This is a genomic window from Enterobacter sp. AN-K1 (assembly GCF_020971765.1).
GTDB classification, from domain to species: domain Bacteria; phylum Pseudomonadota; class Gammaproteobacteria; order Enterobacterales; family Enterobacteriaceae; genus Enterobacter; species Enterobacter hormaechei_C.
Genome location: NZ_CP087390.1, coordinates 2,422,491 through 2,447,196 on the forward strand (window position 1 = coordinate 2,422,491; position 24,706 = coordinate 2,447,196).

Here is a 24,706-nt window from a genome sequence, read left to right on the forward strand (position 1 = left end):
TTTAGGACAATTAAAAAGGGTTTTTCCATGTCAGAACAAAATAACACCGAGATGACTTTCCAGATCCAGCGCATCTACACCAAGGATGTCTCTTTCGAAGCGCCAAATGCGCCGCACGTTTTCCAGAAAGACTGGCAGCCAGAGGTTAAACTTGATCTGGATACCGCATCCACCCAGCTGGCGGATGATGTGTATGAAGTCGTACTGCGTGTCACCGTGACCGCCTCTCTGGGCGAAGAGACTGCATTCCTGTGCGAAGTTCAGCAGGGCGGTATCTTCTCCATCGGCGGCATCGAAGGCAACCAGATGGCACATTGCCTGGGTGCATACTGCCCGAACATCCTGTTCCCGTATGCCCGTGAATGCATCACCAGCCTGGTTTCTCGCGGTACATTCCCGCAACTGAACCTTGCGCCAGTAAACTTTGATGCGCTGTTCATGAACTATCTACAGCAGCAGGCTGGCGAAGGTGCCGAACAACATCAGGATGCCTGATGAGCACTGTTAATGCGTCAATGACTGTGATCGGTGCCGGCTCTTACGGCACCGCTCTTGCCATCACGCTGGCAAGAAATGGTCACGACGTGGTCCTGTGGGGCCACGATCCAAAACATATCGCGACGTTGCAACACGACCGCTGCAACGTGGCGTTTCTCCCGGACGTTCCGTTCCCTGACTCTCTGTATCTGGAAAGCGACCTCGCGACCGCGCTGGCGGCCAGCCGCAATATTTTGATTGTGGTGCCAAGCCACGTGTTTGGCGAAGTCCTGCGTCAGATTAAGCCGCTGATGCGTGCGGATGCGCGTATTGTGTGGGCGACGAAGGGGCTGGAAGCGGAAACCGGACGTCTGTTGCAGGACGTTGCCCGCGAAGCGCTGGGAACAGCGATCCCGCTGGCGGTGATCTCCGGGCCGACGTTTGCCAAAGAGCTGGCTGCGGGCTTGCCGACGGCGATTTCGCTGGCGTCCACCGACCAGGCATTTTCCGACGATCTTCAGCAACTGCTGCACTGCGGCAAAAGCTTCCGCGTGTACAGCAACCCCGATTTTATCGGCGTGCAGCTGGGCGGCGCGGTGAAGAACGTCATTGCCATCGGGGCCGGGATGTCTGACGGCATCGGTTTCGGCGCGAATGCGCGTACTGCGCTGATCACCCGTGGCCTGACCGAAATGTCCCGCCTGGGCGAAGCGCTAGGTGCCGATCCGGCCACCTTTATGGGAATGGCAGGGCTGGGCGACCTGGTGCTGACCTGCACCGATAACCAGTCCCGTAACCGCCGCTTTGGCATGATGCTCGGACAGGGCAGCGATGTAAAAAGCGCGCAGGAGAAGATTGGTCAGGTGGTTGAAGGCTATCGCAATACCAAAGAAGTTCGCGAACTGGCGCACCGTTTCGGTGTTGAAATGCCAATAACCGAGGAAATTTATCAGGTATTGTATTGCGGAAAAAATGCGCGCGAGGCAGCATTGACCTTATTAGGTCGTGCGCGCAAGGACGAGCGCAGCAGCAATTAGCCGGGAAGTATCGTCACCTGAATGACCCAGCCAGCGCAGAACTGGCTGGTCATTAACTATCGTCTGGAGCAAGCAATGCCGTGTGAAGAACTGGATATCGTCTGGAATAATATTAAAGCCGAAGCCCGAGCGTTGGCCGACTGTGAGCCCATGCTGGCCAGTTTCTATCACGCGACGCTACTTAAGCACGAAAATCTCGGCAGCGCCCTGAGCTATATGCTCGCCAATAAACTGGCTTCCCCTATCATGCCTGCTATTGCGATTCGCGAGGTGGTGGAAGAGGCCTACGCCGCAGATCCGGAGATGATTGCTTCTGCCGCCTGCGACATCCAGGCTGTGCGCACGCGAGACCCGGCGGTGGATAAATATTCCACGCCGCTGCTGTATCTCAAAGGCTTCCACGCCTTACAGGCGTACCGCATCGGCCACTGGTTATGGAATGAGGGACGCCGCGCGCTGGCCATCTTCCTGCAAAACCAGGTGTCCGTGACCTTCCAGGTCGATATTCACCCGGCGGCGAAAATTGGCCGCGGGATTATGCTCGATCACGCCACCGGCATTGTTGTTGGTGAAACGGCGGTGATCGAAGATGACGTGTCGATCCTGCAATCCGTTACGCTGGGCGGTACCGGTAAAACCAGCGGCGATCGCCATCCGAAAATCCGTGAAGGGGTGATGATTGGCGCGGGCGCTAAAATCCTCGGCAATATTGAAGTCGGACGCGGCGCGAAGATTGGCGCGGGGTCGGTTGTGCTCCAGCCTGTACCGCCGCACACCACCGCCGCTGGCGTCCCGGCGCGCATCGTCGGTAAGCCAGACAGCGATAAGCCGTCAATGGATATGGATCAGCACTTCAACGGTATTCATCACACCTTCGAATACGGCGACGGCATCTGAACCCCGGAACAGCCAAATAAAAAAGCCCGGTGAGTCAATGCACCGGGCTTTTGATTAGTTGCGGTATAACACTTTGATAATGTGATAGCCGAACTGCGTATGCAGTGGGCCGGTTGGCTCCAGCACCGGGCAGGAGAAGACCACTTTATCAAACGCCGGGACCATCTGGCCTTGGCGGAACTCGCCTAAGTCACCACCGCGTTTGCCTGACGGGCAAATCGAGTGTTTCTTCGCCAGTTTGCCGAAGTCGGCGCCGTTTTTAATCTGTTCGAGCAGATCCTGTGCCAGTTTCTCTTCTTTAACAAGGATATGCAGTGCTGCTGCTGTTTTTGCCATGATCGTGCCTTGAGTCGACTAGTTTACGATCGGTATACTACCACGCGTTTTTCCTCCTCTCCCGACTTTCATTGAGTGATCATTTATGCGTTTAAACCCCGGACAACAACAAGCTGTCGAATTCGTCACCGGACCCTGCCTGGTGCTGGCGGGAGCGGGATCCGGTAAAACACGCGTGATCACCAACAAAATCGCCCACTTAATTCGGGGTTGTGGATACCAGGCGCGCCATATCGCGGCGGTCACCTTTACCAACAAAGCGGCGCGTGAGATGAAAGAGCGCGTCGGCCAGACGCTGGGCCGTAAAGAGGCGCGCGGGCTGATGATCTCTACCTTCCACACGCTGGGTCTGGATATCATCAAGCGCGAATACGCGGCGCTGGGCATGAAGTCCAACTTTTCTCTCTTTGATGACACCGACCAGGTGGCGCTGCTTAAAGAGCTGACGGAAGGGCTGATCGAAGATGACAAAGTGCTGTTGCAACAGCTGATCTCGACGATCTCGAACTGGAAAAACGATCTGATGACGCCGGCCCAGGCAGCGGCAAGCGCCAAAGGCGAGCGCGACCGCATCTTTGCCCACTGCTACGGTCTGTACGACGCGCACATGAAAGCCTGCAACGTCCTGGATTTCGACGATCTGATCCTGCTGCCGACGCTGCTGCTTCAGCGGAATGAAGAGGTGCGCGAGCGCTGGCAGAATAAAATTCGTTACCTGCTGGTGGATGAATACCAGGATACCAACACCAGCCAGTACGAGCTGGTAAAGCTGCTGGTAGGGCAGCGTGCACGCTTTACCGTCGTTGGCGATGACGATCAGTCGATTTACTCCTGGCGTGGCGCACGTCCGCAAAACCTGGTGCTGCTGAGCAAAGACTTCCCGGCGTTGCAGGTGATTAAACTGGAGCAGAACTACCGTTCCTCCGGGCGTATCCTGAAGGCGGCGAATATCCTGATTGCCAATAACCCGCACGTCTTTGAGAAGCGCCTGTTCTCCGAACTGGGTTACGGTACAGAGCTGAAAGTGCTCAGCGCCAACAACGAAGAGCACGAAGCGGAGCGCGTAACGGGCGAGCTGATTGCCCATCACTTCGTCAACAAAACGGAATACAAGGATTACGCGATCCTCTATCGCGGAAACCACCAGTCGCGCGTCTTTGAAAAGATGCTGATGCAGAACCGCATTCCCTACAAAATCTCCGGCGGTACGTCGTTCTTTTCGCGTCCGGAAATCAAGGATCTGCTGGCCTATCTGCGCGTGCTGACCAACCCGGATGACGACAGCGCTTTCCTGCGCATCGTGAATACGCCGAAACGTGAGATTGGCTCTGCGACGCTGCAAAAGCTGGGTGAATGGGCGATGACCCGCAACAAAAGCCTGTTCATCGCCAGCTTCGATATGGGGCTGAGCCAGACCCTGACCGGGCGCGGTTATGACGCCTTAACCCGCTTTACCCACTGGCTGGGTGAGGTGCAGCGTCTGGCTGAGCGCGAGCCGGTGGCAGCTGTGCGCGATCTGATCCACGGCATTGATTACGAATCCTGGTTGTATGAAACCTCCGCCAGCCCGAAAGCAGCCGAGATGCGCATGAAAAACGTTAACCAGCTCTTCAGCTGGATGACCGAAATGCTTGAAGGATCTGAGATTGACGAGCCCATGACGCTGACCCAGGTCGTCACCCGCTTTACGCTGCGCGATATGATGGAGCGCGGTGAGAGTGAGGAAGAGGCCGACCAGGTGCAGTTGATGACCCTGCATGCGTCCAAAGGACTGGAATTCCCGTATGTCTATCTGGTCGGTATGGAAGAGGGCTTACTGCCGCATCAGAGCAGCATTGATGAAGATAACGTCGATGAAGAGCGTCGACTGGCCTACGTGGGGATCACCCGCGCGCAGAAAGAGCTGATTTTTACCCTGTGTAAAGAGCGCAGACAGTACGGTGAACTGGTGCGCCCTGAGCCGAGCCGTTTCCTGCTGGAGCTACCTCAGGACGATCTCATCTGGGAGCAGGAACGCAAAGTCATTACCGCGGAAGAGCGCATGCACAAGGGACAGGCTAACGTGGCGAATATTCGCGCCATGCTGGCAAAAGCCAAAGAGAAGGGATAATGATGAGTAGGCCGGGTAAGGCGAAGCCGCCACCCGGCATTGTTCAGCGACTTACTTTATCTCAAGCGCCCAGTGCACGTAGCTCTGCCACTGGCACTCTTGCTCGATCAGCTCTGCCCCAAGTGGATGATTATCCAGCCAATTTTCCGGTAGCGTCAGCGTGAGCTTTTCATCGTCTGCCGCCAGCGTAATTGCCGGGAGGAGATCGTCGCGGCGACGGCTGGCAAACAAAATCGCCAGACGAAGCAAACGGCACAGATGCTCGGCCACGCGCGGCGGCACCGCATTTTGCTGGTGGAGTGAAGAGAGGTCCACGGCATTGGTCTGGTTTAGCAGCAGGGTAGCGAGCAATTTTTTCTGCGCAGGGGTATAGCCCGGCAAATCAAGATTACGCACCAGCCAGGCGGCATGCAGCGGCGCTTGCTTGTACTCAACGCTCAGGCCAATTTCATGCAGCGCACATGCACTTAGCAGCAAATCGCGACTTAATTGTTCAATATCCCAACGCTGTTTGACCTGGTCCGCAAAGAGCGACGCCAGCTGTCCCACCCGTTGTGCCTGCTCGGTATCCACAATGAAGCGACGCTGGACGTTACGCAGCGTACGGCTGCGGATGTCCAGATCAACCGACAGATGCAGCATTCCGTAGACCAGACCTTCGCGCAGCGCGCCGCCTGCAAGGGTCATGCACTGGATGTTCAGTTCGGTGAAAATGGCGATCAGAATGGCCAGACCGCTTGGAAAAACCAAAGCACGCTCAAGCGTCAGGCCTTCAATTTCCAGCTCTTCCAGCCGACCACACTGAATAGCGCGTTGCTTCAGTTGCTGGAGTTTGGCAAGCGTGATCCGCTCGTCCATCCCCTGCGCCATCATGATTTCCTGCAACGCCTGTACGGTTCCGGACGCGCCAACACACACTTTCCAGCCGTGGTAGCGCAATTCGTCCATGACCGGACGCAGCACCTCGCGCGCGGCGTTTTCCGCCTCGTCGAAGTTCTCTTGCGCGAGATTGCGGTCGGTAAAGTAGCGCTCAAGCCAGGTCACGCAGCCCATCGACAGGCTGAACAGCGACGTCGCCTGGGCGCCCGTGCCGGTGACCAGTTCGGTGCTCGCTCCGCCAATATCCACCACCAGACGGCGATCGTCACCCCCGGTGGTGTGCGCCACGCCCTGATAGATCAGACGCGCTTCTTCTTCACCGCTGATGACCTGCACCGGGCAACCGAGAATTTCCTGCGCTTTGGCAATAAAATCCACGGCATTAACCGCCAGGCGAAGCGTCGCGGTAGCGACAACGCGGATTTGGGTATGGGGTATGTCCTGCAGGCGCTCAGCAAAGAGGCGCAGACACTGCCAGCCACGTTCCATGGCTTCGGGGGAGAGGTGATTGTCGCTGCTCAGGCCCGCCGCCAGGCGGACCTTGCGCTTAATGCGCGTCAGCGTCTGTATGCTTCCCGCCACCTCGCGCACAACCAGCATATGAAAACTATTCGAACCGAGATCAATTGCCGCATATAGCGAGGTGGAACTGAGCATAATTTCTTAACCTGAACGACGACGATTACGCGGTGCGCCACCAGAACGACGCGGACCATTGCCGGAGCGTGGGCGAGTAAGACGCTTCGGCGGCGGCAGTTCGCTTAACAGCGCTTCCGGGTTGTATTTGCTCTGCGGAATAGAGTGACCGATGTAGGTCTCAATGGCTGGAAGATTCAGCGCATACTCTTCACACGCAAGGCTAATAGAGTGACCGCTTGCGCCCGCACGACCGGTACGACCGATACGGTGTACATAGTCTTCGCAGTCATCTGGCAGATCATAGTTAAAAACGTGCGTCACGGCTGGGATGTGCAGACCACGAGCGGCAACGTCGGTTGCGACCAGAATATCGAGATCGCCACGGGTAAATTCTTCAAGAATACGCAGGCGTTTTTTCTGTGCGACGTCGCCGGTCAGCAGACCAACACGGTGACCGTCTGCAGCCAGATGGCCCCAGATATCTTCACAGCGGTGTTTGGTGTTCGCAAAGATGATGGCGCGATCGGGCCATTCTTCTTCGATCAGCGTTTGCAGCAGACGCATTTTCTCTTCATTCGAAGGATAGAAGAGCTCTTCTTTAATGCGGTGACCTGTTTTCTGCTCTGGCTCCACTTCCACATACTCGGCGTTGTTCATTTGTTCGAACGCCAGTTCGCGAACGCGGTAAGAAAGGGTTGCAGAGAACAGCATGTTCAGACGCTGATTCGCAGCAGGCATGCGGCGGAACAGCCAGCGGATGTCTTTAATGAAGCCCAGATCGTACATACGGTCGGCTTCATCCAGCACGACAACCTGGATGGCACCGAGGTTGATATGGTTCTGTTTGGCGTAGTCGATAAGACGGCCAGTGGTACCGATCAGGATATCCACACCGCTTTCCAGCACTTTCAGCTGCTTATCGTAGCCGTCGCCGCCATAGGCCAGGCCAAGCTTCAGGCCAGTAGCCTGCGCCAGGGGTTCAGCGTCTGCGTGGATCTGTACCGCCAGTTCTCGCGTCGGGGCCATAATAAGCGCGCGCGGCTGGTTAACTTTGCGGTCTGCAATCGCTGGATGAGACAGTAAATAATGAAACGTTGACGTTAAGAACGCCATCGTTTTGCCAGTACCGGTTTGCGCCTGCCCTGCAACATCGCGACCGGCCAGCGTAAGCGGCAGGGCGAGAGCCTGAATGGGCGTGCAGTTATGAAACCCTTTATTTTCAAGGGCTTCGATCACTTTTGGGTGCAGGGCGAAGTCGGAAAACTTCTGTTCTGTTAAATGTGTTTTGCTCATAGTGTGGTAGAATATCAGCTTACTATTGCTTTACGAAAGCGTATCCGGTGAAATAAAGTCAACCTTTAGTTGGTTAATGCGACATCAACACGTCGTTGGTGGAGACAAAACCAACGTACCAGGCTTATTCCTGTGGAGTTATATATGAGCGATAAAATTATTCACCTGACTGACGACAGTTTTGACACGGACGTGCTTAAGGCTGACGGGCTAACCCTCGTCGATTTCTGGGCTGAATGGTGTGGTCCTTGCAAAATGATCGCCCCGATTCTGGATGAAATCGCTGACGAATATCAGGGCAAACTGACCGTTGCCAAGCTGAACATCGACCAGAACCCGGGCACCGCGCCAAAATACGGTATCCGTGGCATCCCGACCCTGCTGCTGTTCAAAAACGGTGAAGTGGCAGCGACCAAAGTGGGCGCACTGTCCAAAGGTCAACTGAAAGAGTTCCTGGACGCTAACCTGGCGTAAGGTTTCTCAGCTGAGCGTCCAGAGCGCCTAATTAACGGCGAGATCTGGACGCCCGGCTTTAGTCGTGCTAAGTTAGCTATGACTACGTTTTAAACATATCTTGTTGTTTGAATCTTGTTTTACCCGATACTTCCCGTTGTTTACTTAAACAGTGCGTGAAGTTGCTAGATTCCGGGCTTGTCACTCAATCCGTCTTGTCGTTTCAGTTCTGCGTTCTTTCCCTGTGACCAGACAGCGAACAGACATGAGGTGATGGCCGCTAAACAGGCATGGATGACCCTGCCATACCATTCACAACATTAAGTTCGAGAATCACCCCGAGTTTAAGAACCCACACCATTATGAATCTTACCGAATTAAAGAATACGCCGGTTTCTGAGCTGATCACTCTCGGCGAAAATATGGGACTGGAAAACCAGGCTCGTATGCGCAAGCAGGACATCATTTTCGCCATCCTGAAGCAGCACGCTAAGAGTGGCGAAGATATCTTTGGCGACGGTGTGCTGGAGATACTGCAAGACGGATTTGGTTTCCTCCGCTCCGCAGACAGCTCCTACCTCGCCGGCCCTGACGACATCTACGTATCCCCTAGCCAAATCCGCCGTTTCAACCTCCGCACTGGTGACACCATTTCAGGTAAGATTCGTCCTCCAAAAGAGGGTGAACGCTACTTTGCGCTGTTGAAGGTTAACGAAGTTAACTACGACAAACCGGAAAACTCCCGCAATAAGATCCTGTTCGAGAACTTAACGCCGCTGCACGCTAACTCTCGTCTGCGCATGGAGCGTGGTAATGGGTCTACTGAAGACTTAACTGCGCGTGTGCTGGATCTGGCATCGCCAATTGGTCGTGGCCAGCGTGGTCTGATTGTGGCGCCGCCAAAAGCCGGTAAAACCATGCTGCTGCAAAACATCGCGCAGAGCATTGCTTACAACCATCCAGACTGTGTGCTGATGGTGCTGCTGATTGACGAACGTCCGGAAGAAGTGACCGAGATGCAGCGTCTGGTGAAAGGGGAAGTGGTTGCGTCTACCTTCGACGAGCCTGCTTCTCGCCACGTTCAGGTTGCGGAAATGGTTATCGAGAAGGCGAAACGCCTGGTTGAGCACAAGAAAGACGTGATCATCCTGCTCGACTCCATCACCCGTCTGGCGCGTGCCTACAACACCGTGGTGCCTGCTTCCGGTAAAGTACTGACCGGTGGTGTGGATGCCAACGCCCTGCATCGTCCGAAGCGTTTCTTCGGTGCGGCGCGTAACGTGGAAGAGGGCGGTAGCCTGACCATTATCGCGACGGCGCTGATCGATACCGGCTCCAAAATGGACGAAGTTATCTACGAAGAGTTTAAAGGTACAGGCAACATGGAACTGCACCTTTCTCGTAAAATCGCAGAAAAACGCGTCTTCCCGGCGATCGACTACAACCGTTCCGGTACCCGTAAAGAAGAGCTGCTTACCACTCAGGAAGAGCTTCAGAAAATGTGGATCCTGCGTAAAATCATCCATCCAATGGGCGAAATTGACGCAATGGAATTCCTCATTAACAAACTGGCGATGACCAAAACGAACGACGATTTCTTCGACATGATGAAACGCTCGTAACGCAAATAATCCCAGTAAACGCCACGTTTTTACGTGGCGTTTTTTATTTATGGACTATACGCTATTACCACACACTCCCAATTTTGACCTGTCGGTGCGACAATAAGAAGGTTTGCACAGTCAAAGAAATAATTGATTGAAAAACATACAAAGGGAGTTGTGAGAAGCCATCTTTAATCCTTCTGAGGCAGAGGCTTCATGGTTATACTTCCGGGACTAACATTTGTTGAGAGCAATCCATTGTGAATCTACTCACTGCAGTAACTGAGCTGATCAGTATTTTTTTATTCACAACCTGTTTTTTGTTCATTGCGCGCAAGGTAGCAAAAAGAATTGGGTTAGTGGACAAACCGAACTTCCGTAAACGTCATCAGGGGCTTATTCCGCTGGTGGGCGGCATTTCGGTATACGCAGGCATCTGTTTCACATTCGGGATCGCGGATTACTATATCCCCCATGCCGCACTCTACCTGGCATGTGCCGGTGTGCTGGTACTGGTCGGCGCCCTTGATGATCGTTTTGATATCAGCGTGAAGTTCCGCGCGACGGTACAGGCGGCCATTGGCATCATTATGATGGTGGTAGGCGGCCTCTATCTCAGAAGCCTGGGCTACGTGTTTGGTCCCTGGGAGCTGGTGCTTGGGCCATTCGGCTTCTTCCTGACGCTGTTTGCCGTGTGGGCGGCTATCAACGCCTTTAACATGGTTGACGGTATAGACGGTCTGCTCGGTGGGCTGTCCTCTGTTTCGTTTGGCGCTATCGGCATCATTTTATGGTTTGACGGCCAGTACAGCCTGTCAATGTGGTGCTTTGCCATGATTGCCGCCATCCTGCCTTACATCTGCCTGAACCTGGGCGTATTAGGGCGTCGCTATAAAGTCTTTATGGGCGATGCGGGCAGTACCCTGATTGGCTTTACGGTTATCTGGGTCCTGCTGGAAACCACGCAGGGTAAAACGCACCCTATCAGCCCGGTAACGGCTCTCTGGATTATCGCCATCCCGCTGATGGACATGGTCGCTATTATGTACCGCCGTCTGCGTAAAGGGATGAGCCCGTTTTCTCCCGATCGGCAGCATATTCATCACCTGATTATGCGCGCCGGCTTCACGTCTCGTCAGGCATTTGTGTTGATTACGCTTGCGGCTGCTATTCTGGCTGCGATTGGCGTTGCCGCGGAATACGCACATTTCATTCCTGAATGGGTAATGTTGGTATTATTCTTGCTAGCATTTTTCATGTACGGTTACTGCATCAAGCGTGCATGGAAAGTCGCGCGTTTTATTAAACGTTTAAAACGCAGGATGCGTCGGAACAGTGGCAAAAACACAACATTAACTAAGTAAAACCGGGACTATGATGACTCAACCGTTGGCGGGAGCGAAATCAGTGGGCACTGAGAACGAGCTGGATATTCGTGGTTTGTTTCGCGTGTTATGGCAGGGCAAACTGTGGATTGTGGGAATTGCCCTGGGGTTCGCACTGTTAGCGCTTGCCTACACCTTCTTTGCAAAACAAGAGTGGAGCGCCACGGCGATCACAGACCGACCAACGGTGAATATGCTTGGAGGCTACTACTCCCAGCAGCAATTCCTGCGTAATCTTGATATCAAGGCCAATCTGGCGACCCCGGATCAGGCCTCGGTGATGGATGAATCCTACAAAGAGTTTGTGATGCAGCTGGCGTCGTGGGATACACGTCGCGATTTCTGGTCCCAGACGGACTACTACAAGCAGCGCATGGTCGGTAACAGCAAAGCGGATGCCGCGCTGCTGGATGACCTGATTAATAACATTCAGTTTATGCCTGGCGATGTGCTTCGTAACGTTAGCGACAGCGTGAAGCTGATTGCGGAAACGGCGCCGGACGCCAATAACCTGTTGCGTCAGTACGTTGCTTTCGCCAGCCAGCGCGCGGCCAGCCATCTGAATGACGAGCTGAAAGGCGCCTGGGCTGCGCGTACTATCCAGATGAAAGCGCAGGTCAAACGTCAGGAAGAGGTCGCTAAGGCCATCTTCGCCCGTCGCGTGCATAATCTTGAGCAGGCGCTCAAGATTGCGGAACAGCACAATATTTCCCGTAGCGAAACGGATGTTCCGGCTGATGAACTCCCGGATTCAGAAATGTTCCTTCTTGGTCGCCCAATGCTTCAGGCACGTCTGGAAAATATCCAGGCCGTTGGCCCTGACTTTGACCTTGATTATGACCAAAACCGCGCCATGCTCAATACGCTCAACGTCGGTCCAACGCTGGACCCGCGTTTTCAGACCTATCGTTATTTAAGAACGCCTGAAGAGCCTGTAAAACGCGATAGTCCGCGTCGCGCATTCCTGATGATCATGTGGGGGATTGTGGGCGCACTGACTGGCGCTGGCGTAGCGTTATTGCGTCGCCGCACAAACTAAGAACGCCGTCTACGATGAAGGCTGCGGCCTTCATCGTCTAATCGAAGAGAATCGATGTGAAAGTACTAACCGTATTTGGCACCAGGCCGGAGGCCATCAAGATGGCGCCTCTGGTTCATGCGCTGGCCAGAGATCCTGATATCGAAGCGAAAGTGTGCGTGACTGCCCAGCACCGTGAGATGCTCGATCAGGTCTTAACCCTTTTTTCTATCGTCCCGGATTACGATCTCAATATAATGAAACCGGGACAGGGACTGACGGAAATCACCTGCCGTATTCTGCAAGAATTAAAGCCTATTCTGGAGTCGTTCAAGCCGGATGTGGTGCTGGTGCACGGCGACACCACCACCACCGTGGCGACCAGCCTGGCCGCGTTCTATCAGCGTATCCCCGTTGGTCATATTGAAGCGGGTCTGCGTACCGGCAATCTCTATTCCCCGTGGCCGGAAGAGGCCAACCGTACGCTCACCGGTCACCTGGCGATGTACCATTTTGCGCCAACCGAGAACTCACGTCAGAACCTGCTGCGCGAAAATATCAGCGACAGCAAGATCTTCGTCACCGGCAATACGGTCATTGATGCGCTGATTTGGGTGCGTGACCGCGTGCTGGCTAACAGCGAGCTTCAGGCAGAACTTGCTGCGCGCTATCCGTTCCTGAACAACGGCAAGAAAACGATTCTGGTGACGGGCCACCGCCGCGAAAGCTTTGGCCGTGGCTTTGAGCAAATATGCCACGCGCTGGCTGAAATCGCCGCGCAGAACGAGGATGTGCAGATTGTCTATCCGGTGCACCTCAACCCGAACGTCAGCGAACCGGTCAACCGTATCCTGGGCCACGTGGAAAACGTGCTCCTGATCGAGCCGCAGGACTATTTGCCATTTGTCTGGCTGATGAACCACGCCTGGCTGATCCTGACCGATTCTGGCGGCATTCAGGAAGAGGCGCCCTCCCTCGGTAAGCCGGTACTGGTGATGCGTGAAACCACCGAACGCCCGGAAGCGGTTACTGCCGGTACCGTGCGTCTGGTTGGAACGGATCCGCGTCGTATTGTCGAAGAGGTCACGCGCTTACTGCATGACGATGAAGAGTATCAGGCGATGAGCCGGGCCCACAATCCGTACGGTGACGGGCAGGCTTGTGGTCGTATTTTGCACGCACTTAAACACAATCGGGTAACGCTATGAGTTTTTCTACCATCTCTGTTGTTGGTCTTGGCTATATCGGGCTGCCTACTGCGGCGGCCTTTGCCTCTCGTCAAAAGCAGGTCGTTGGCGTAGATATCAACGCGCACGCGGTGGAAACCATCAACCGTGGCGAAATTCATATCGTGGAGCCCGATCTCGATCGTGTGGTGAAAAAGGCGGTGGACGGTGGCTTCCTGCGCGCCAGCACCACGCCGGTAGAAGCCGATGCGTACCTGATTGCGGTTCCTACGCCCTTTAAAGGCGATCATGAGCCTGACATGGTTTACGTCGAGGCGGCGGCAAAATCCATTGCGCCTGTGCTGAAGAAAGGGGCGCTGGTTATCCTTGAGTCCACTTCACCTGTTGGGGCAACCGAGCAGATGGCACAGTGGCTGGCCGAGGCGCGTCCTGATCTCAGCTTCCCGCAGCAGGCGGGCGACCAGGCCGATATCAATATCGCCTACTGCCCTGAGCGCGTACTGCCCGGCCAGGTGATGGTGGAACTGATCAAAAATGACCGCGTGATTGGCGGCATGACGCCAGTCTGCTCCGCGCGCGCCAGCGAGCTGTATAAAATTTTCCTTGAAGGCGAATGTGTGGTGACCAACTCCCGCACCGCCGAGATGTGCAAACTGACCGAAAACAGCTTCCGCGACGTTAACATCGCGTTTGCGAATGAACTGTCGTTGATTTGCGCTGATCAGGGGATTAACGTCTGGGAACTTATTCGCCTTGCCAACCGTCACCCCCGCGTGAACATCCTTCAGCCGGGGCCGGGCGTGGGTGGGCACTGCATCGCGGTCGATCCGTGGTTTATCGTGGCGCAGAACCCGGAACAGGCACGCCTGATTCGCACCGCGCGCGAAGTAAACGACCACAAACCGCACTGGGTTATCAACCAGGTCAAAGCCACGGTCGCGGATTGCCTGGCCGACAGCGGCAAACGCGCCAGTGAGCTGAAAATTGCCTGCTTTGGTCTGGCATTCAAACCGAATATTGACGATCTGCGCGAAAGCCCGGCGATGGAAATTGCCGAAATGATCGCTGCCTGGCACAGCGGTGAAACGCTGGTGGTTGAGCCGAATATTCATGCGCTGCCGGCAAAACTTGCCGGTCACTGCACCCTTACCGCCCTGGATGACGCGCTGGCGACGGCGGATGTGCTGGTGCTGCTGGTGGATCACAATGCGTTCAAAGCGGTTTCCGGTGATGCCGTTCGTCAGCAGTATGTTGTTGATACCAAAGGCGTGTGGCGTTGAGTATCCTCAACGGCGTGCTGGAGTCCCTTGAGTGGGAAAGCGCATTCTTTGCGCGTCCCTCAGCGATAGTGCGTCTGCGCGACAATGCCCCTGCGTTGCAGGAAGCAGACTTCAGCGCCTGGCAGCGCGTACAGGCTAAGATCCCGGCGGACCGCGCCGATCTGCTGGACGCCCTCCAGCAGCACGGATTCCGGCTGGTCGAGGGTGAGGTTGATCTCTCTGTTACCGTGGCTCTCCACGCCTCACCGGGCGCGGAAATTGCAACGGAGCAGGATATCCCCGCGCTGCGCAAGATGGCGGCGCTGGCCTTCGCTCAGAGCCGTTTCCGGGCGCCCTGGTATGCGCCCGATGACAGCGGCCGCTTTTATGCCCAGTGGATAGAGAATGCGGTCAAAGGCACGTTTGACCACGTCTGTCTGGTGTTCCGTACTGCCGGGGGGCAGATTCAGGGTTTTGTTTCGCTTCGCAGGCTCAACGAGCACGAGGCGCGCATCGGTTTGTTAGCCGGGCGCGGCATGGGCGAGAAACTCATGCAGGCGGCGCTGCACTGGGCGGAGCAACAACAGGTATCGACGCTGCGGGTCGCAACCCAGATGGGCAACACCGCTGCGCTTAAACGTTATATTGCGAGTGGTGCCAGCATCGACGCCACCGCCTACTGGTTATACAGGTGACAAGATGATTCCATTTAACGCGCCTCCCGTTGTGGGCACTGAACTTGATTACATGCAGTCTGCTATGGGCAGCGGCAAGCTCTGTGGTGACGGCGGTTTTACCCGCCGCTGCCAGCAGTGGATGGAGCAACGTTTTCACAGTGCCAAGGTACTGCTGACGCCGTCCTGTACCGCATCGCTTGAGATGGCGGCGCTGTTGCTGGATATCCAGCCCGGCGATGAAGTGATCATGCCGAGCTACACCTTCGTCTCCACGGCGAACGCGTTTGTCCTGCGCGGGGCGAAAATCGTGTTTGTGGATATCCGTCCGGATACTATGAACATCGACGAAACGCTGATTGAAGCGGCGGTCACCGATAAAACGCGGGCGATTGTGCCGGTGCATTACGCGGGCGTGGCCTGTGAGATGGACACCATCATGGCCATCGCTAAAAAGCACAACCTGTTTGTGGTGGAAGACGCCGCGCAGGGCGTGATGTCCACCTACAAAGGGCGCGCGCTGGGTACCATTGGTCATATCGGCTGCTTTAGCTTCCACGAAACCAAAAACTACACCGCAGGCGGCGAAGGCGGCGCGACGCTGATTAACGATCGTGCCCTGGTAGAGCGTGCGGAAGTGATCCGTGAAAAAGGGACCAACCGCAGCCAGTTCTTTCGCGGTCAGGTGGATAAGTACACCTGGCGCGATATCGGCTCAAGCTACCTGATGGCGGATTTGCAGGCCGCGTATCTCTGGGCGCAGCTGGAAGCGGCAGAGCGCATCAATCTGCAACGCCTCTCCCTGTGGCAAACCTACTACGACGCGCTGGAGCCGCTGGCAAAAGCCGGACGTATTGAACTGCCGACCATTCCGGCAGACTGCATCCACAACGCCCACATGTTCTACATCAAGCTGCGCGATAACGACGATCGCAGCAAGCTGATTGCCTGGCTGAAAGAGGCGGAAATTATGGCGGTATTCCACTATATTCCGCTGCACTCCAGTCCGGCGGGCGAAGCCTTCGGGATGTTTGCCGGTGAAGACCGCTACACCACCAAAGAGAGTGAACGTCTGCTCCGCCTGCCCCTGTTCTACAACCTCGCGCCGGTGAACCAGCGTACGGTGATCAATTCGCTTCTGAGTTATTTCGCCTGATATGTCTCTGGCAAAAGCGTCGGTGTGGACGGCAGCGTCCACGCTAGTAAAAATTGGCGCCGGGTTACTGGTCGTCAAGCTGCTGGCCGTCTCATTTGGTCCGTCAGGCGTTGGGCTGGCAGGAAACTTCCGCCAGCTGGTCACGGTGCTTGGCGTGCTGGCGGGGGCCGGGATATTCAATGGCGTCACCAAATACGTCGCGCAGTATCATGACGATGCCGAAAAGCTCCGCACGGTGGTGGGCACCTCCTCTGCTATGGTGCTGGGCTTCTCTACGTTGCTGGCCGTCGTCTTTTTGCTGGCGGCGGCACCCATTAGCCAGGGGCTGTTCGGACACACGCATTATCAGGGGCTGGTGCGCCTGGTGGCGCTCGTTCAGATGGGGATCGCCTGGGCGAACCTGCTGCTGGCGCTGATGAAAGGCTTCCGTGATGCCGCCGGGAATGCGCTGGCGCTGATCCTCGGCAGCATTATCGGCGTTGTCGCTTACTACTTTTGCTATCGGCTGGGCGGCTATGAAGGCGCGCTGCTGGGGCTGGCGCTGGTGCCTGCGCTCGTTGTCATTCCGGCAGCGTTTATGCTGATGCGCAGAGGCAATGTCCCGCTGAATTACCTGAAACCGCAGTGGGACAAGATGCTGGCGGGGCAGCTAGGAAAGTTTACCCTGATGGCGCTCATCACTTCGGTAACACTTCCCGTTGCCTACGTGATGATGCGAAACCTGCTGGCAGCGCATTACAGCTGGGATGAAGTGGGGATCTGGCAGGGCGTGAGCAGCATTTCAGATGCTTACCTCCAATTTATTACGGCTTCCTTTAGCGTCTATTTACTGCCAACCTTATCGCGCCTGACTTCCAGGCAGGATATTACCCGCGAGATTTTTCGCTCCCTGCGTTTTGTATTGCCGGCGGTTGCGATCGCCAGCTTTACCGTCTGGTTACTGCGTGATTTCGCCATCTGGCTGCTGTTTTCGGCGAAGTTTACCGTCATGCGCGATCTGTTTGCCTGGCAACTGGTCGGCGATGTGCTGAAAGTGGGGGCATACGTTTTCGGCTATCTGGTGATTGCGAAGGCTTCGCTGCGGTTGTATATCCTGGCAGAGATCGGCCAGTTTGCGCTGCTGACGGCATTTTCTCACTGGCTGATCCCCACCCACGGTGCGCTGGGGGCGGCTCAGGCCTATATGGCAACTTATATCGTTTATTTCGCTGCCTGTTGCGGCGTATTTTTACTTTGGCGTAAACGCGCATGACTGCACTGATACACATACTGGGATCGGATATCCCGCATCATAACCAGACCGTTCTGCGGTTCTTCAACGATGAACTGGCATCCGGCACGCCCGATGCGCGCGAGTTTATGGTCGTTGGACGCGATAACGGCCTGAGCGCGGCGTGTCCGGCATTGCACATCACCATCTGGCCAGACAAAGCGGCCCTGACCAAAGCCGTTGTCGCGAAAGCCAAAGCGGACCGAAGCCAGCGTTTCTTCTTCCACGGACAATTCAATACCGGGCTGTGGCTGGCGCTGTTAAGCGGCGGGATAAAACCTTCCCAGTTCAGCTGGCATATCTGGGGAGCGGATCTCTACGAAGTCTCCCACGGCTGGAAGTTCCGTCTTTTCTATCCGCTGCGTCGTCTGGCGCAGGCGCGCGTGGGCTGCGTTTTTGCTACCCGTGGCGACCTCAACTATTTTGCTAAACAGCACCCGAAGGTTCGCGGGGAACTGCTCTATTTTCCGACCCGTATGGATCCGGCACTGAATACCATGGCGAATGACGCGGTTCGTGAAGGCAAACTGACCATCCTGGTGGGAAATTCAGGCGATCGCAGTAACGAGCATGTCGCGGCGCTGCGGGCGGTGCATCAGCAGTTTGGCGATACGGTGAACGTGGTGGTGCCAATGGGCTATCCCGCCAATAACGACGCCTACATCGATGAAGTTCGCCAGCAGGGGCTTGCGCTGTTTAGCGCGGAAAATCTGCACATTCTCAGCGATAAGCTGGAATTTGATGACTATCTCGCGCTGCTGCGAAAATGCGATCTGGGCTATTTCATCTTTGCCCGTCAGCAGGGGATTGGTACGCTGTGTCTGCTGATTCAGGCGGGCGTACCGTGCGTGCTCAACCGCGAAAACCCGTTCTGGCAGGACATGGCCGAACAGCATATTCCGGTGCTGTTTACCTCTGACACGCTTAATGTCGAGGTGGTACGGGAAGCGCAGCGTCAGCTCACGCTGGTGGATAAAAATAGCATCGACTTTTTCAGCCCGAACTATCTCACGCCGTGGCACCGCGCGCTGCGTATTGCTTCAGGAGACAACGCATGAGCCAGTTGCAATTTAGCGGCTTGCTGGTGGTCTGGCTGCTGAGCACGCTGTTTATCGCCACGCTCACCTGGTTTGAATTCCGGCGCGTACGTTTTAACTTCAACGTATTCTTCTCGCTGCTGTTTTTGCTGACCTTTTTCTTTGGCTTCCCGCTGACCAGCATCCTCGTGTTCCGCTTTGATGTTGGCGTCGCTCCGCCGGAAATTTTGTTGCAGGCGCTGCTCTCTGCGACCTGCTTCTACGCGGTGTATTACGTCACCTATAAAACGCGCCTGCGCGCGGCGAAAGACACCACACCCCGTCGTCCGCTGTTTACAATGAACCGGGTAGAAACCCATCTGACGTGGGTTATGCTGATGACCATCGCCCTCGTCAGCGTGGCGATTTTCTTCATGCATAACGGCTTTTTACTGTTTAAGTTGCAGTCCTATAGCCAGATTTTCTCCGCCGAAGTCTCCGGCGTCGCGCTCAAGCGTTTCTTCTATTTCTTCATTCCGGCGATGCTGGTGGTCTTTTTCCTGCGTCAGGACAGTAAAGCCTGGCTGTTCTTCCTGGTCAGCACCGTCGCATTTGGCATTCTGACCTACATGATCGTCGGCGGCACCCGCGCCAACATCATTATCGCCTTCGCGATTTTCCTGTTTATAGGCATTATTCGCGGCTGGATCTCGCTGTGGATGCTGGCGGCGGCAGGCGTCTTTGGCATTGTGGGGATGTTCTGGCTGGCGCTGAAGCGCTACGGACTGAACGTGGCCGGCGACGAAGCGTTTTATACCTTCCTGTATCTGACGCGCGACACCTTCTCGCCCTGGGAAAACCTGGCATTGCTGCTGCAAAACTACGACAAAATCGAATTCCAGGGGCTGGCGCCGATTGTTCGCGATTTCTATGTCTTTATACCGACGTGGCTGTGGCCCGACCGTCCCGGTATTGTCCTGAATACGGCGAACTACTTTACCTGGGAAGTGCTGAACAACCATTCGGGCCTGGCGATTTCCCCAACCCTGATTGGCTCGCTGGTAGTGATGGGCGGAACGTGGTTTATCCTGCCGGGCGCGATCGCGGTCGGGTTGATAATAAAATGGTTCGACTGGCTATATACGCTGGGTAACGAAGAGACCAACCGCTACAAAGCCGCTGTTTTGCACAGTTTCTGTTTCGGTGCCATTTTCAATATGATCGTTCTGGCGCGCGAGGGGCTGGATTCGTTCGTCTCACGCGTGGTGTTTTTTATGGTCGTTTTCGGTCTCTGTCTGCTGCTGGCAAAACTGCTGTACTGGTTGTTTGACAGTGCAGGGCTTGTGCACAGACGTGAGCCACAGGGCAGCACAACGCTGTCACAAGTCTGAGTAGGGATTATCATGACGGATACAACTTCAGCCCCGCGTTACGCGCTGCGTGGGCTACAGCTTATTGGCTGGCGTGACATGCAACACGCGCTGGATTTCCTGTTCGCGGACGGGCAGATGAAATCGGGCACGCTGGTGGCCATCAACGCAGAAAAAATGCTGGCGGTTGAAGATAATGCGGAAGTGAAAAGCCTGATTGAAGCCGCGGAGTTTAAATATGCCGACGGTATTAGCGTGGTGCGTTCAATTCGTAAAAAGTTTCCTGACGCTAATGTGTCTCGCGTGGCGGGTGCTGACCTTTGGGAGCGGCTTATGGAACGCGCAGGCGCTGAAGGCACGCCGGTATTTTTGATTGGCGGCAAACCAGAGGTGCTGGCGCAGACCGAACAAAAGCTGCGTAGCCAGTGGAATGTTAACATCGTGGGCAGCCAGGATGGCTATTTCAGGCCGGAAGATCGCCAGGCGTTATATGAGCGCGTGCGCGACAGCGGGGCGAAAATTGTCACTGTCGCCATGGGGTCGCCGCGGCAGGAAATTCTGATGCGCGATTGCCGTCTGGTCAGCCCGGATGCGCTCTATATGGGCGTTGGCGGCACCTACGACGTCTTTACCGGCCACGTTAAGCGGGCGCCCAAAGTCTGGCAAAACCTGGGGCTGGAGTGGCTCTACCGCCTGCTCTCTCAACCGACGCGTATCAAACGACAGATTCGTCTGCTGCGCTACCTCGCCTGGCACTACACCGGGAAAATGTAATCAATATGCAGCGCGATCTGCTGTTCGCGCTGCAACCCCCCCTGTAAAACTGCTGGATTTCTGTACAATGCATTCATTTTTTTAATGCATTGTTTGCCATTTGCCAGAATTTAAGAAACCATTCGCTCCGTATTTCAGTACCCCTCAAAACAATACCCGGCAATAAGTCGGGAAACAGCAAACACAACCGAGGATTTATGGCAGAGAAAAAACCGGAGCTTCAGCGTGGGCTGGAAGCTCGACATATTGAATTGATCGCGCTGGGCGGCACTATCGGCGTTGGCCTGTTTATGGGCTCGGCAAGCACGCTGAAATGGGCGGGGCCTTCCGTCCTGCTGGCGTATATTATTGCCGGGCTGTTCGTCTTCTTCATCATGCGCTCAATGGGCGAAATGTTGTTTCTGGAGCCGGTAACGGGCTCTTTCGCCGTTTACGCCCACCGTTATATGAGCCCGTTCTTTGGCTATCTCACGGCCTGGTCGTACTGGTTTATGTGGATGGCCGTCGGGATTTCGGAGATCACCGCCATCGGGGTCTACGTGCAGTTCTGGTTCCCGGAGATGGCCCAGTGGATACCCGCGCTCATCGCCGTAGGGCTTGTGGCGCTGGCGAACCTTGCCGCCGTTCGCCTTTACGGTGAAATCGAGTTCTGGTTTGCGATGATCAAAGTCACCACCATTATCGTGATGATTGTTGTGGGTCTGGGTGTCATCTTCTTTGGTTTCGGTAACGGCGGGCACGCGATTGGTTTCGGTAACCTGACCGGACACGGCGGCTTCTTTGCCGGCGGCTGGAAAGGCTTCCTGACCGCACTCTGTATCGTTGTCGCCTCTTATCAGGGCGTTGAGCTGATCGGCATTACCGCAGGTGAGGCGAAAAACCCGCAGGTCACGCTGCGTAGCGCGGTAGGCAAGGTGCTGTGGCGTATCCTGATTTTCTATGTGGGCGCGATCTTCGTTATCGTGACCATTTTCCCATGGAACGAGATCGGCACCACCGGCAGCCCGTTTGTCTTAACCTTCGCTAAGATTGGCATCACGGCGGCGGCCGCCATTATCAACTTTGTGGTGCTGACGGCGGCGCTCTCCGGCTGTAACAGCGGGATGTACAGCTGCGGGCGTATGCTTTACGCGCTCTCGCAAAACAAACAGCTGCCGGCGGTGATGGGTAAAGTCTCCCGCGTGGGTGTACCGGTGGCGGGCGTAGCGGTGTCGATTGTGATTCTGCTGATTGGCTCTTGCCTGAACTACATCATCCCGAATCCGCAGCGCGTGTTTGTTTACGTCTATAGCGCCAGCGTGCTGCCGGGAATGGTACCGTGGTTTGTCATTTTGATTAGCCAGCTGCGTTTCCGACAGGCGCACAAAAAAGCGATCGCCAGCCATCCGTTCCGCTCCATTCTGTTCCCGTATGCGAACTATTTGACGATGGCGTTCCTGATTTGCGTATTAATTGGAATGTACTTTAATGAAGATACCCGCATGTCGCTGTTTGTCGGGATGATCTTCCTGGCTGCCGTCACAGCTGCATATAAACTTTTTGGCCTGGGCCGCCGTGGCTCCGCCCATAAAGTGGAGGAATAAGCGGCAAAATGTGCAAACCATAACCAAACGCGCATTTTTTTCAAAAAAGCACTAGACAGCGGGGACGGAGGTACGTAATATCCAGCCCCGCAACGGCGCTAAGCGCCCGTAGCTCAGCTGGATAGAGCGCTGCCCTCCGGAGGCAGAGGTCTCAGGTTCGAATCCTGTCGGGCGCGCCATTTTAGTCCCGGCGCTAGAGCTGCGGTGGTCTGAGAAGTAGTCAGAACCGCGTGAAAGAATACAGTGGTGGCTATAGCTCAGTTGGTAGAGCCCTGGATTGTGATTCCAGTTGTCGTGGGTTCGAATCCCATTAGCCACCCCATTATTGAAAGAGTTGTGAATTGCGAAGGTGGCGGAATTGGTAGACGCGCTAGCTTCAGGTGTTAGTGTTCTTACGGACGTGGGGGTTCAAGTCCCCCCCCTCGCACCACGACTTTTAATGAGTTGAACTAAAAATTCAAAAAAGCAGTACATCGGCGAGTAGCGCAGCTTGGTAGCGCAACTGGTTTGGGACCAGTGGGTCGGAGGTTCGAATCCTCTCTCGCCGACCAATTTTGAACCCCGCTTCGGCGGGGTTTTTTGTTTTCTGCGTTTTTTATCCTGTAGCCTTTCCCCGACAACACTCTATATCCTTGTCGCGATTCAGCGACATATAACCCATTAATATTAAATAATTTATTATTTTACCTCTTAACCTGTCTCCTGGTGACGACATATCGCCGCCTTCAGCGCGATGTTGTATGGCTTCAGGCGGTTCTTAACAGCATAATTTCCTTTTATCTTAAAATGTTGCGCGATGTAAAAGTTCTGCGTGTAAACCTGGCACATTACATGCAATAATATGCGTGTAGATGCTCATTCCATCTCTTATGTTCGCCTTAAGGCCTCATAAACTCAGGAATGACGCAGAGCCGTTTACGGTGCTTATCGTCCACTGACAGATGTCGCTTCGGCCTCATCAGACACCATGGACACAACGTTGAGTGAAGCACCAAATATGTTGTCTTACAGACCTGTTTTAACGCCTGCTTTTATAGCAGGCGTTTTTTTATGGGCGTAAAAAAGGAGGCCATCTGGCCTCCTGTTAATTACTGCTGCGTTCCGTTATTTTGCAACGTCAATAACAGCCCATCACGGCGCATAGCTGCGGCCTCTTCCGGCTTATGCTGCTTGTCCAGCGAATCAGCAAGCCAGGCGTAATCAAATGCGTCCGGACGTTGCTTCAGCGCGGCGCGGAAGGCGAGACTCGCCTCCTGCCACTCGCCGTGTTTCATCAGAGACTGGCCCAGCGTACTCCACAGCAGCGGACGATCGCCCACGGTTTTGATCTGCTGGCGCAGTGCTTTTTCAATTTGTTCCGGATTGTTGGTTTTCAGACGCGGGATGACCATCACCAGGCGGTCATCATACTGTCGCTTGAGACCGTCGAGGAGGATCTCCTGCGCGGTGTCATGGTCATCACACTCAATCAGATGTTCTGCCATCGCCACCTGAAGAGGAACCTGCTGGCGCGTTTTACGGCTCTGGTTTTTCCACCAGGTTTTCAGGCCGTCGCTGCCGAGATCGGCGCGCGCCTGATCCATCAGGCCAATCCAGGCCAGACGCTGAAGTTCATCACGATGTTCATCATCGCCCACATCGGCTTTCGCCATGGAAGGGATAATGTCCAGCAGCGAGCCCCAGGCGCCGGTCCGAATATATGCCTGCTCAGCAAGACGCAGCACTTCCGGATGACGAGGGGTAATTTCCAGCAGACGGTCAACGCCGTGACGAGCGGCATGGTTTTCATTGCGCGCCAGTTGCAGACGAACGCGGGTGATCTCAACCGGAATCGGATCCTTAGTAGAGAGCTCAGATGCGCGTTCAAGATGCTGATTGGCGCGGGCCTCATCGCCTCGCTGTTGCGCCGCCTCAGCGGCCAGCAGATAGTTAACAACCGGCTGTTCTGCATGGTCGGCATTTTTCGACATCAGCTTTTCAACCTGCTGATAGTCGCCTTCGGCCAGCTTCAGCAACGCTTGCTCGGTCTGCTTGCGGGCGCGACGGCGCTTACGGCCAACGAACCAGCCGCGCGTATGTACGCCGGTACGGAAAATACGACGCAGGAGCCACTCCACTGCCAGCAGAACGACCACACCCAGGATCAGAATAATTACCAGCCCTGTTACGCTGGTTTCGATATTGTAGTTATCGGTCTGGATCAATACATAACCCTGGTGACCCGCGAGCATCGGCCCCAGTACAATCCCGGCGATCAGCAGGATGAAGAGTAAGAAGACTTTTAGCATC

21 protein-coding genes and 4 tRNA genes are annotated in these 24,706 nt (G+C 55.2%); 21 read left to right on the forward strand and 4 right to left on the reverse strand.

The window, feature by feature from the left end:
• Positions 1-27 precede the first annotated feature (27 nt).
• The 3 genes from secB (at position 28) to cysE (ending at position 2,411) form a co-directional block, all read left to right on the forward strand.
• Entirely contained in the window at positions 28-495 is a 468-nt protein-coding gene (gene secB / locus LOC22_RS11610; protein WP_003860835.1) for a protein-export chaperone SecB, read from the forward strand.
• Positions 495-1,514: an NAD(P)H-dependent glycerol-3-phosphate dehydrogenase gene (gpsA, locus tag LOC22_RS11615; protein WP_006812398.1), complete on the forward strand. Its 1,020-nt coding sequence runs from the start codon at positions 495-497 to the stop codon at positions 1,512-1,514. Before secB ends, gpsA begins: the two co-directional genes overlap by 1 nt.
• Positions 1,515-1,589: 75 nt before the next feature.
• The gene (gene cysE, locus LOC22_RS11620; RefSeq protein WP_022646641.1) at positions 1,590-2,411 is read left to right on the forward strand and encodes a serine O-acetyltransferase; all 822 of its coding nucleotides are present in this window, start codon (positions 1,590-1,592) and stop codon (positions 2,409-2,411) included.
• 54 nt (positions 2,412-2,465) lie between these two features.
• On the opposite strand, the gene ppiC is transcribed toward cysE, so the two are convergent.
• Positions 2,466-2,747 carry a peptidylprolyl isomerase PpiC gene (gene ppiC, locus LOC22_RS11625; RefSeq protein ID WP_006812396.1) on the reverse strand — a complete coding sequence of 94 codons (282 nt, stop codon included), beginning with the start codon at positions 2,745-2,747 and terminating at the stop codon, positions 2,466-2,468.
• Between the two features lie 85 nt (positions 2,748-2,832).
• On the opposite strand from ppiC, the gene rep reads away from it, so the two are divergent.
• The gene (gene rep, locus LOC22_RS11630; protein ID WP_230238914.1) at positions 2,833-4,857 is read left to right on the forward strand and encodes a DNA helicase Rep; all 2,025 of its coding nucleotides are present in this window, start codon (positions 2,833-2,835) and stop codon (positions 4,855-4,857) included.
• A 51-nt stretch (positions 4,858-4,908) separates the two neighbouring features.
• Here the strand turns inward: rep and gppA are convergent, their stop codons facing one another.
• On the reverse strand, positions 4,909-6,393 hold the full coding sequence (gene gppA / locus LOC22_RS11635) for a guanosine-5'-triphosphate,3'-diphosphate diphosphatase (RefSeq protein ID WP_230238915.1): 1,485 nt from the start codon (positions 6,391-6,393) through the stop codon (positions 4,909-4,911).
• Positions 6,394-6,399: 6 nt separating this feature from the next.
• Positions 6,400-7,668, reverse strand: a complete 1,269-nt coding sequence (gene rhlB, locus LOC22_RS11640; protein ID WP_010426359.1) for an ATP-dependent RNA helicase RhlB — start codon at positions 7,666-7,668, stop codon at positions 6,400-6,402.
• Positions 7,669-7,812: 144 nt separating this feature from the next.
• Here rhlB and trxA point away from each other — a divergent pair, with 144 nt between their 5' ends.
• The 17 genes from trxA to LOC22_RS11725 all read left to right on the forward strand — a co-directional run bounded on the left by trxA (position 7,813) and on the right by LOC22_RS11725 (position 22,968).
• Positions 7,813-8,142 (forward strand): thioredoxin TrxA, encoded by a 330-nt coding sequence (gene trxA / locus LOC22_RS11645; RefSeq protein ID WP_004386384.1) that lies wholly within the window; start codon positions 7,813-7,815, stop codon positions 8,140-8,142.
• Between the two features lie 341 nt (positions 8,143-8,483).
• Complete coding sequence (rho, locus tag LOC22_RS11650; protein ID WP_001054528.1) at positions 8,484-9,743, forward strand: transcription termination factor Rho; 1,260 nt, start codon at positions 8,484-8,486, stop codon at positions 9,741-9,743.
• Positions 9,744-9,985: 242 nt separating this feature from the next.
• A complete protein-coding gene (wecA, locus tag LOC22_RS11655; RefSeq protein WP_001050933.1) occupies positions 9,986-11,089 on the forward strand; it encodes a UDP-N-acetylglucosamine--undecaprenyl-phosphate N-acetylglucosaminephosphotransferase in 1,104 nt (367 codons plus the stop codon).
• 13 nt (positions 11,090-11,102) lie between these two features.
• Entirely contained in the window at positions 11,103-12,149 is a 1,047-nt protein-coding gene (gene wzzE / locus LOC22_RS11660) for an ECA polysaccharide chain length modulation protein (RefSeq protein ID WP_017383601.1), read from the forward strand.
• A 56-nt stretch (positions 12,150-12,205) separates the two neighbouring features.
• Positions 12,206-13,336, forward strand: a complete 1,131-nt coding sequence (gene wecB / locus LOC22_RS11665; RefSeq protein WP_006812390.1) for a non-hydrolyzing UDP-N-acetylglucosamine 2-epimerase — start codon at positions 12,206-12,208, stop codon at positions 13,334-13,336.
• On the forward strand, positions 13,333-14,595 hold the full coding sequence (wecC, locus tag LOC22_RS11670) for a UDP-N-acetyl-D-mannosamine dehydrogenase (RefSeq protein ID WP_015570020.1): 1,263 nt from the start codon (positions 13,333-13,335) through the stop codon (positions 14,593-14,595). Before wecB ends, wecC begins: the two co-directional genes overlap by 4 nt.
• On the forward strand, positions 14,592-15,269 hold the full coding sequence (rffC, locus tag LOC22_RS11675; RefSeq protein WP_032646798.1) for a dTDP-4-amino-4,6-dideoxy-D-galactose acyltransferase: 678 nt from the start codon (positions 14,592-14,594) through the stop codon (positions 15,267-15,269). The genes wecC and rffC overlap by 4 nt, the downstream gene beginning before the upstream one ends.
• Positions 15,270-15,273: 4 nt before the next feature.
• Entirely contained in the window at positions 15,274-16,404 is a 1,131-nt protein-coding gene (gene rffA, locus LOC22_RS11680; protein WP_015570019.1) for a dTDP-4-amino-4,6-dideoxygalactose transaminase, read from the forward strand.
• Between the two features lies 1 nt (position 16,405).
• Positions 16,406-17,656 carry a lipid III flippase WzxE gene (gene wzxE / locus LOC22_RS11685; protein ID WP_230238916.1) on the forward strand — a complete coding sequence of 417 codons (1,251 nt, stop codon included), beginning with the start codon at positions 16,406-16,408 and terminating at the stop codon, positions 17,654-17,656.
• Positions 17,653-18,732 carry a TDP-N-acetylfucosamine:lipid II N-acetylfucosaminyltransferase gene (locus LOC22_RS11690; protein WP_230238917.1) on the forward strand — a complete coding sequence of 360 codons (1,080 nt, stop codon included), beginning with the start codon at positions 17,653-17,655 and terminating at the stop codon, positions 18,730-18,732. The genes wzxE and LOC22_RS11690 overlap by 4 nt, the downstream gene beginning before the upstream one ends.
• Positions 18,729-20,081 (forward strand): ECA oligosaccharide polymerase, encoded by a 1,353-nt coding sequence (gene wzyE, locus LOC22_RS11695; protein WP_017693948.1) that lies wholly within the window; start codon positions 18,729-18,731, stop codon positions 20,079-20,081. The genes LOC22_RS11690 and wzyE overlap by 4 nt, the downstream gene beginning before the upstream one ends.
• 12 nt (positions 20,082-20,093) lie before the next feature.
• Positions 20,094-20,834 (forward strand): lipopolysaccharide N-acetylmannosaminouronosyltransferase, encoded by a 741-nt coding sequence (gene wecG / locus LOC22_RS11700; RefSeq protein WP_015570015.1) that lies wholly within the window; start codon positions 20,094-20,096, stop codon positions 20,832-20,834.
• Positions 20,835-21,031: 197 nt separating this feature from the next.
• Positions 21,032-22,417 (forward strand): bifunctional threonine/serine APC transporter ThrP, encoded by a 1,386-nt coding sequence (gene thrP, locus LOC22_RS11705; protein ID WP_017693946.1) that lies wholly within the window; start codon positions 21,032-21,034, stop codon positions 22,415-22,417.
• Positions 22,418-22,519: 102 nt separating this feature from the next.
• Positions 22,520-22,596 (forward strand) — tRNA-Arg (locus tag LOC22_RS11710).
• 67 nt (positions 22,597-22,663) lie between these two features.
• A tRNA-His gene (locus LOC22_RS11715) sits at positions 22,664-22,739 on the forward strand.
• A gap of 21 nt (positions 22,740-22,760) precedes the next feature.
• Positions 22,761-22,847 (forward strand) — tRNA-Leu (locus LOC22_RS11720).
• Between the two features lie 44 nt (positions 22,848-22,891).
• Positions 22,892-22,968 (forward strand) — tRNA-Pro (locus tag LOC22_RS11725).
• A 537-nt stretch (positions 22,969-23,505) separates the two neighbouring features.
• Here the strand turns inward: LOC22_RS11725 and hemY are convergent.
• The gene (hemY, locus tag LOC22_RS11730) at positions 23,506-24,705 is read right to left on the reverse strand and encodes a protoheme IX biogenesis protein HemY (protein WP_026080629.1); all 1,200 of its coding nucleotides are present in this window, start codon (positions 24,703-24,705) and stop codon (positions 23,506-23,508) included.
• Between the last annotated feature and the right edge of the window lies 1 nt (position 24,706).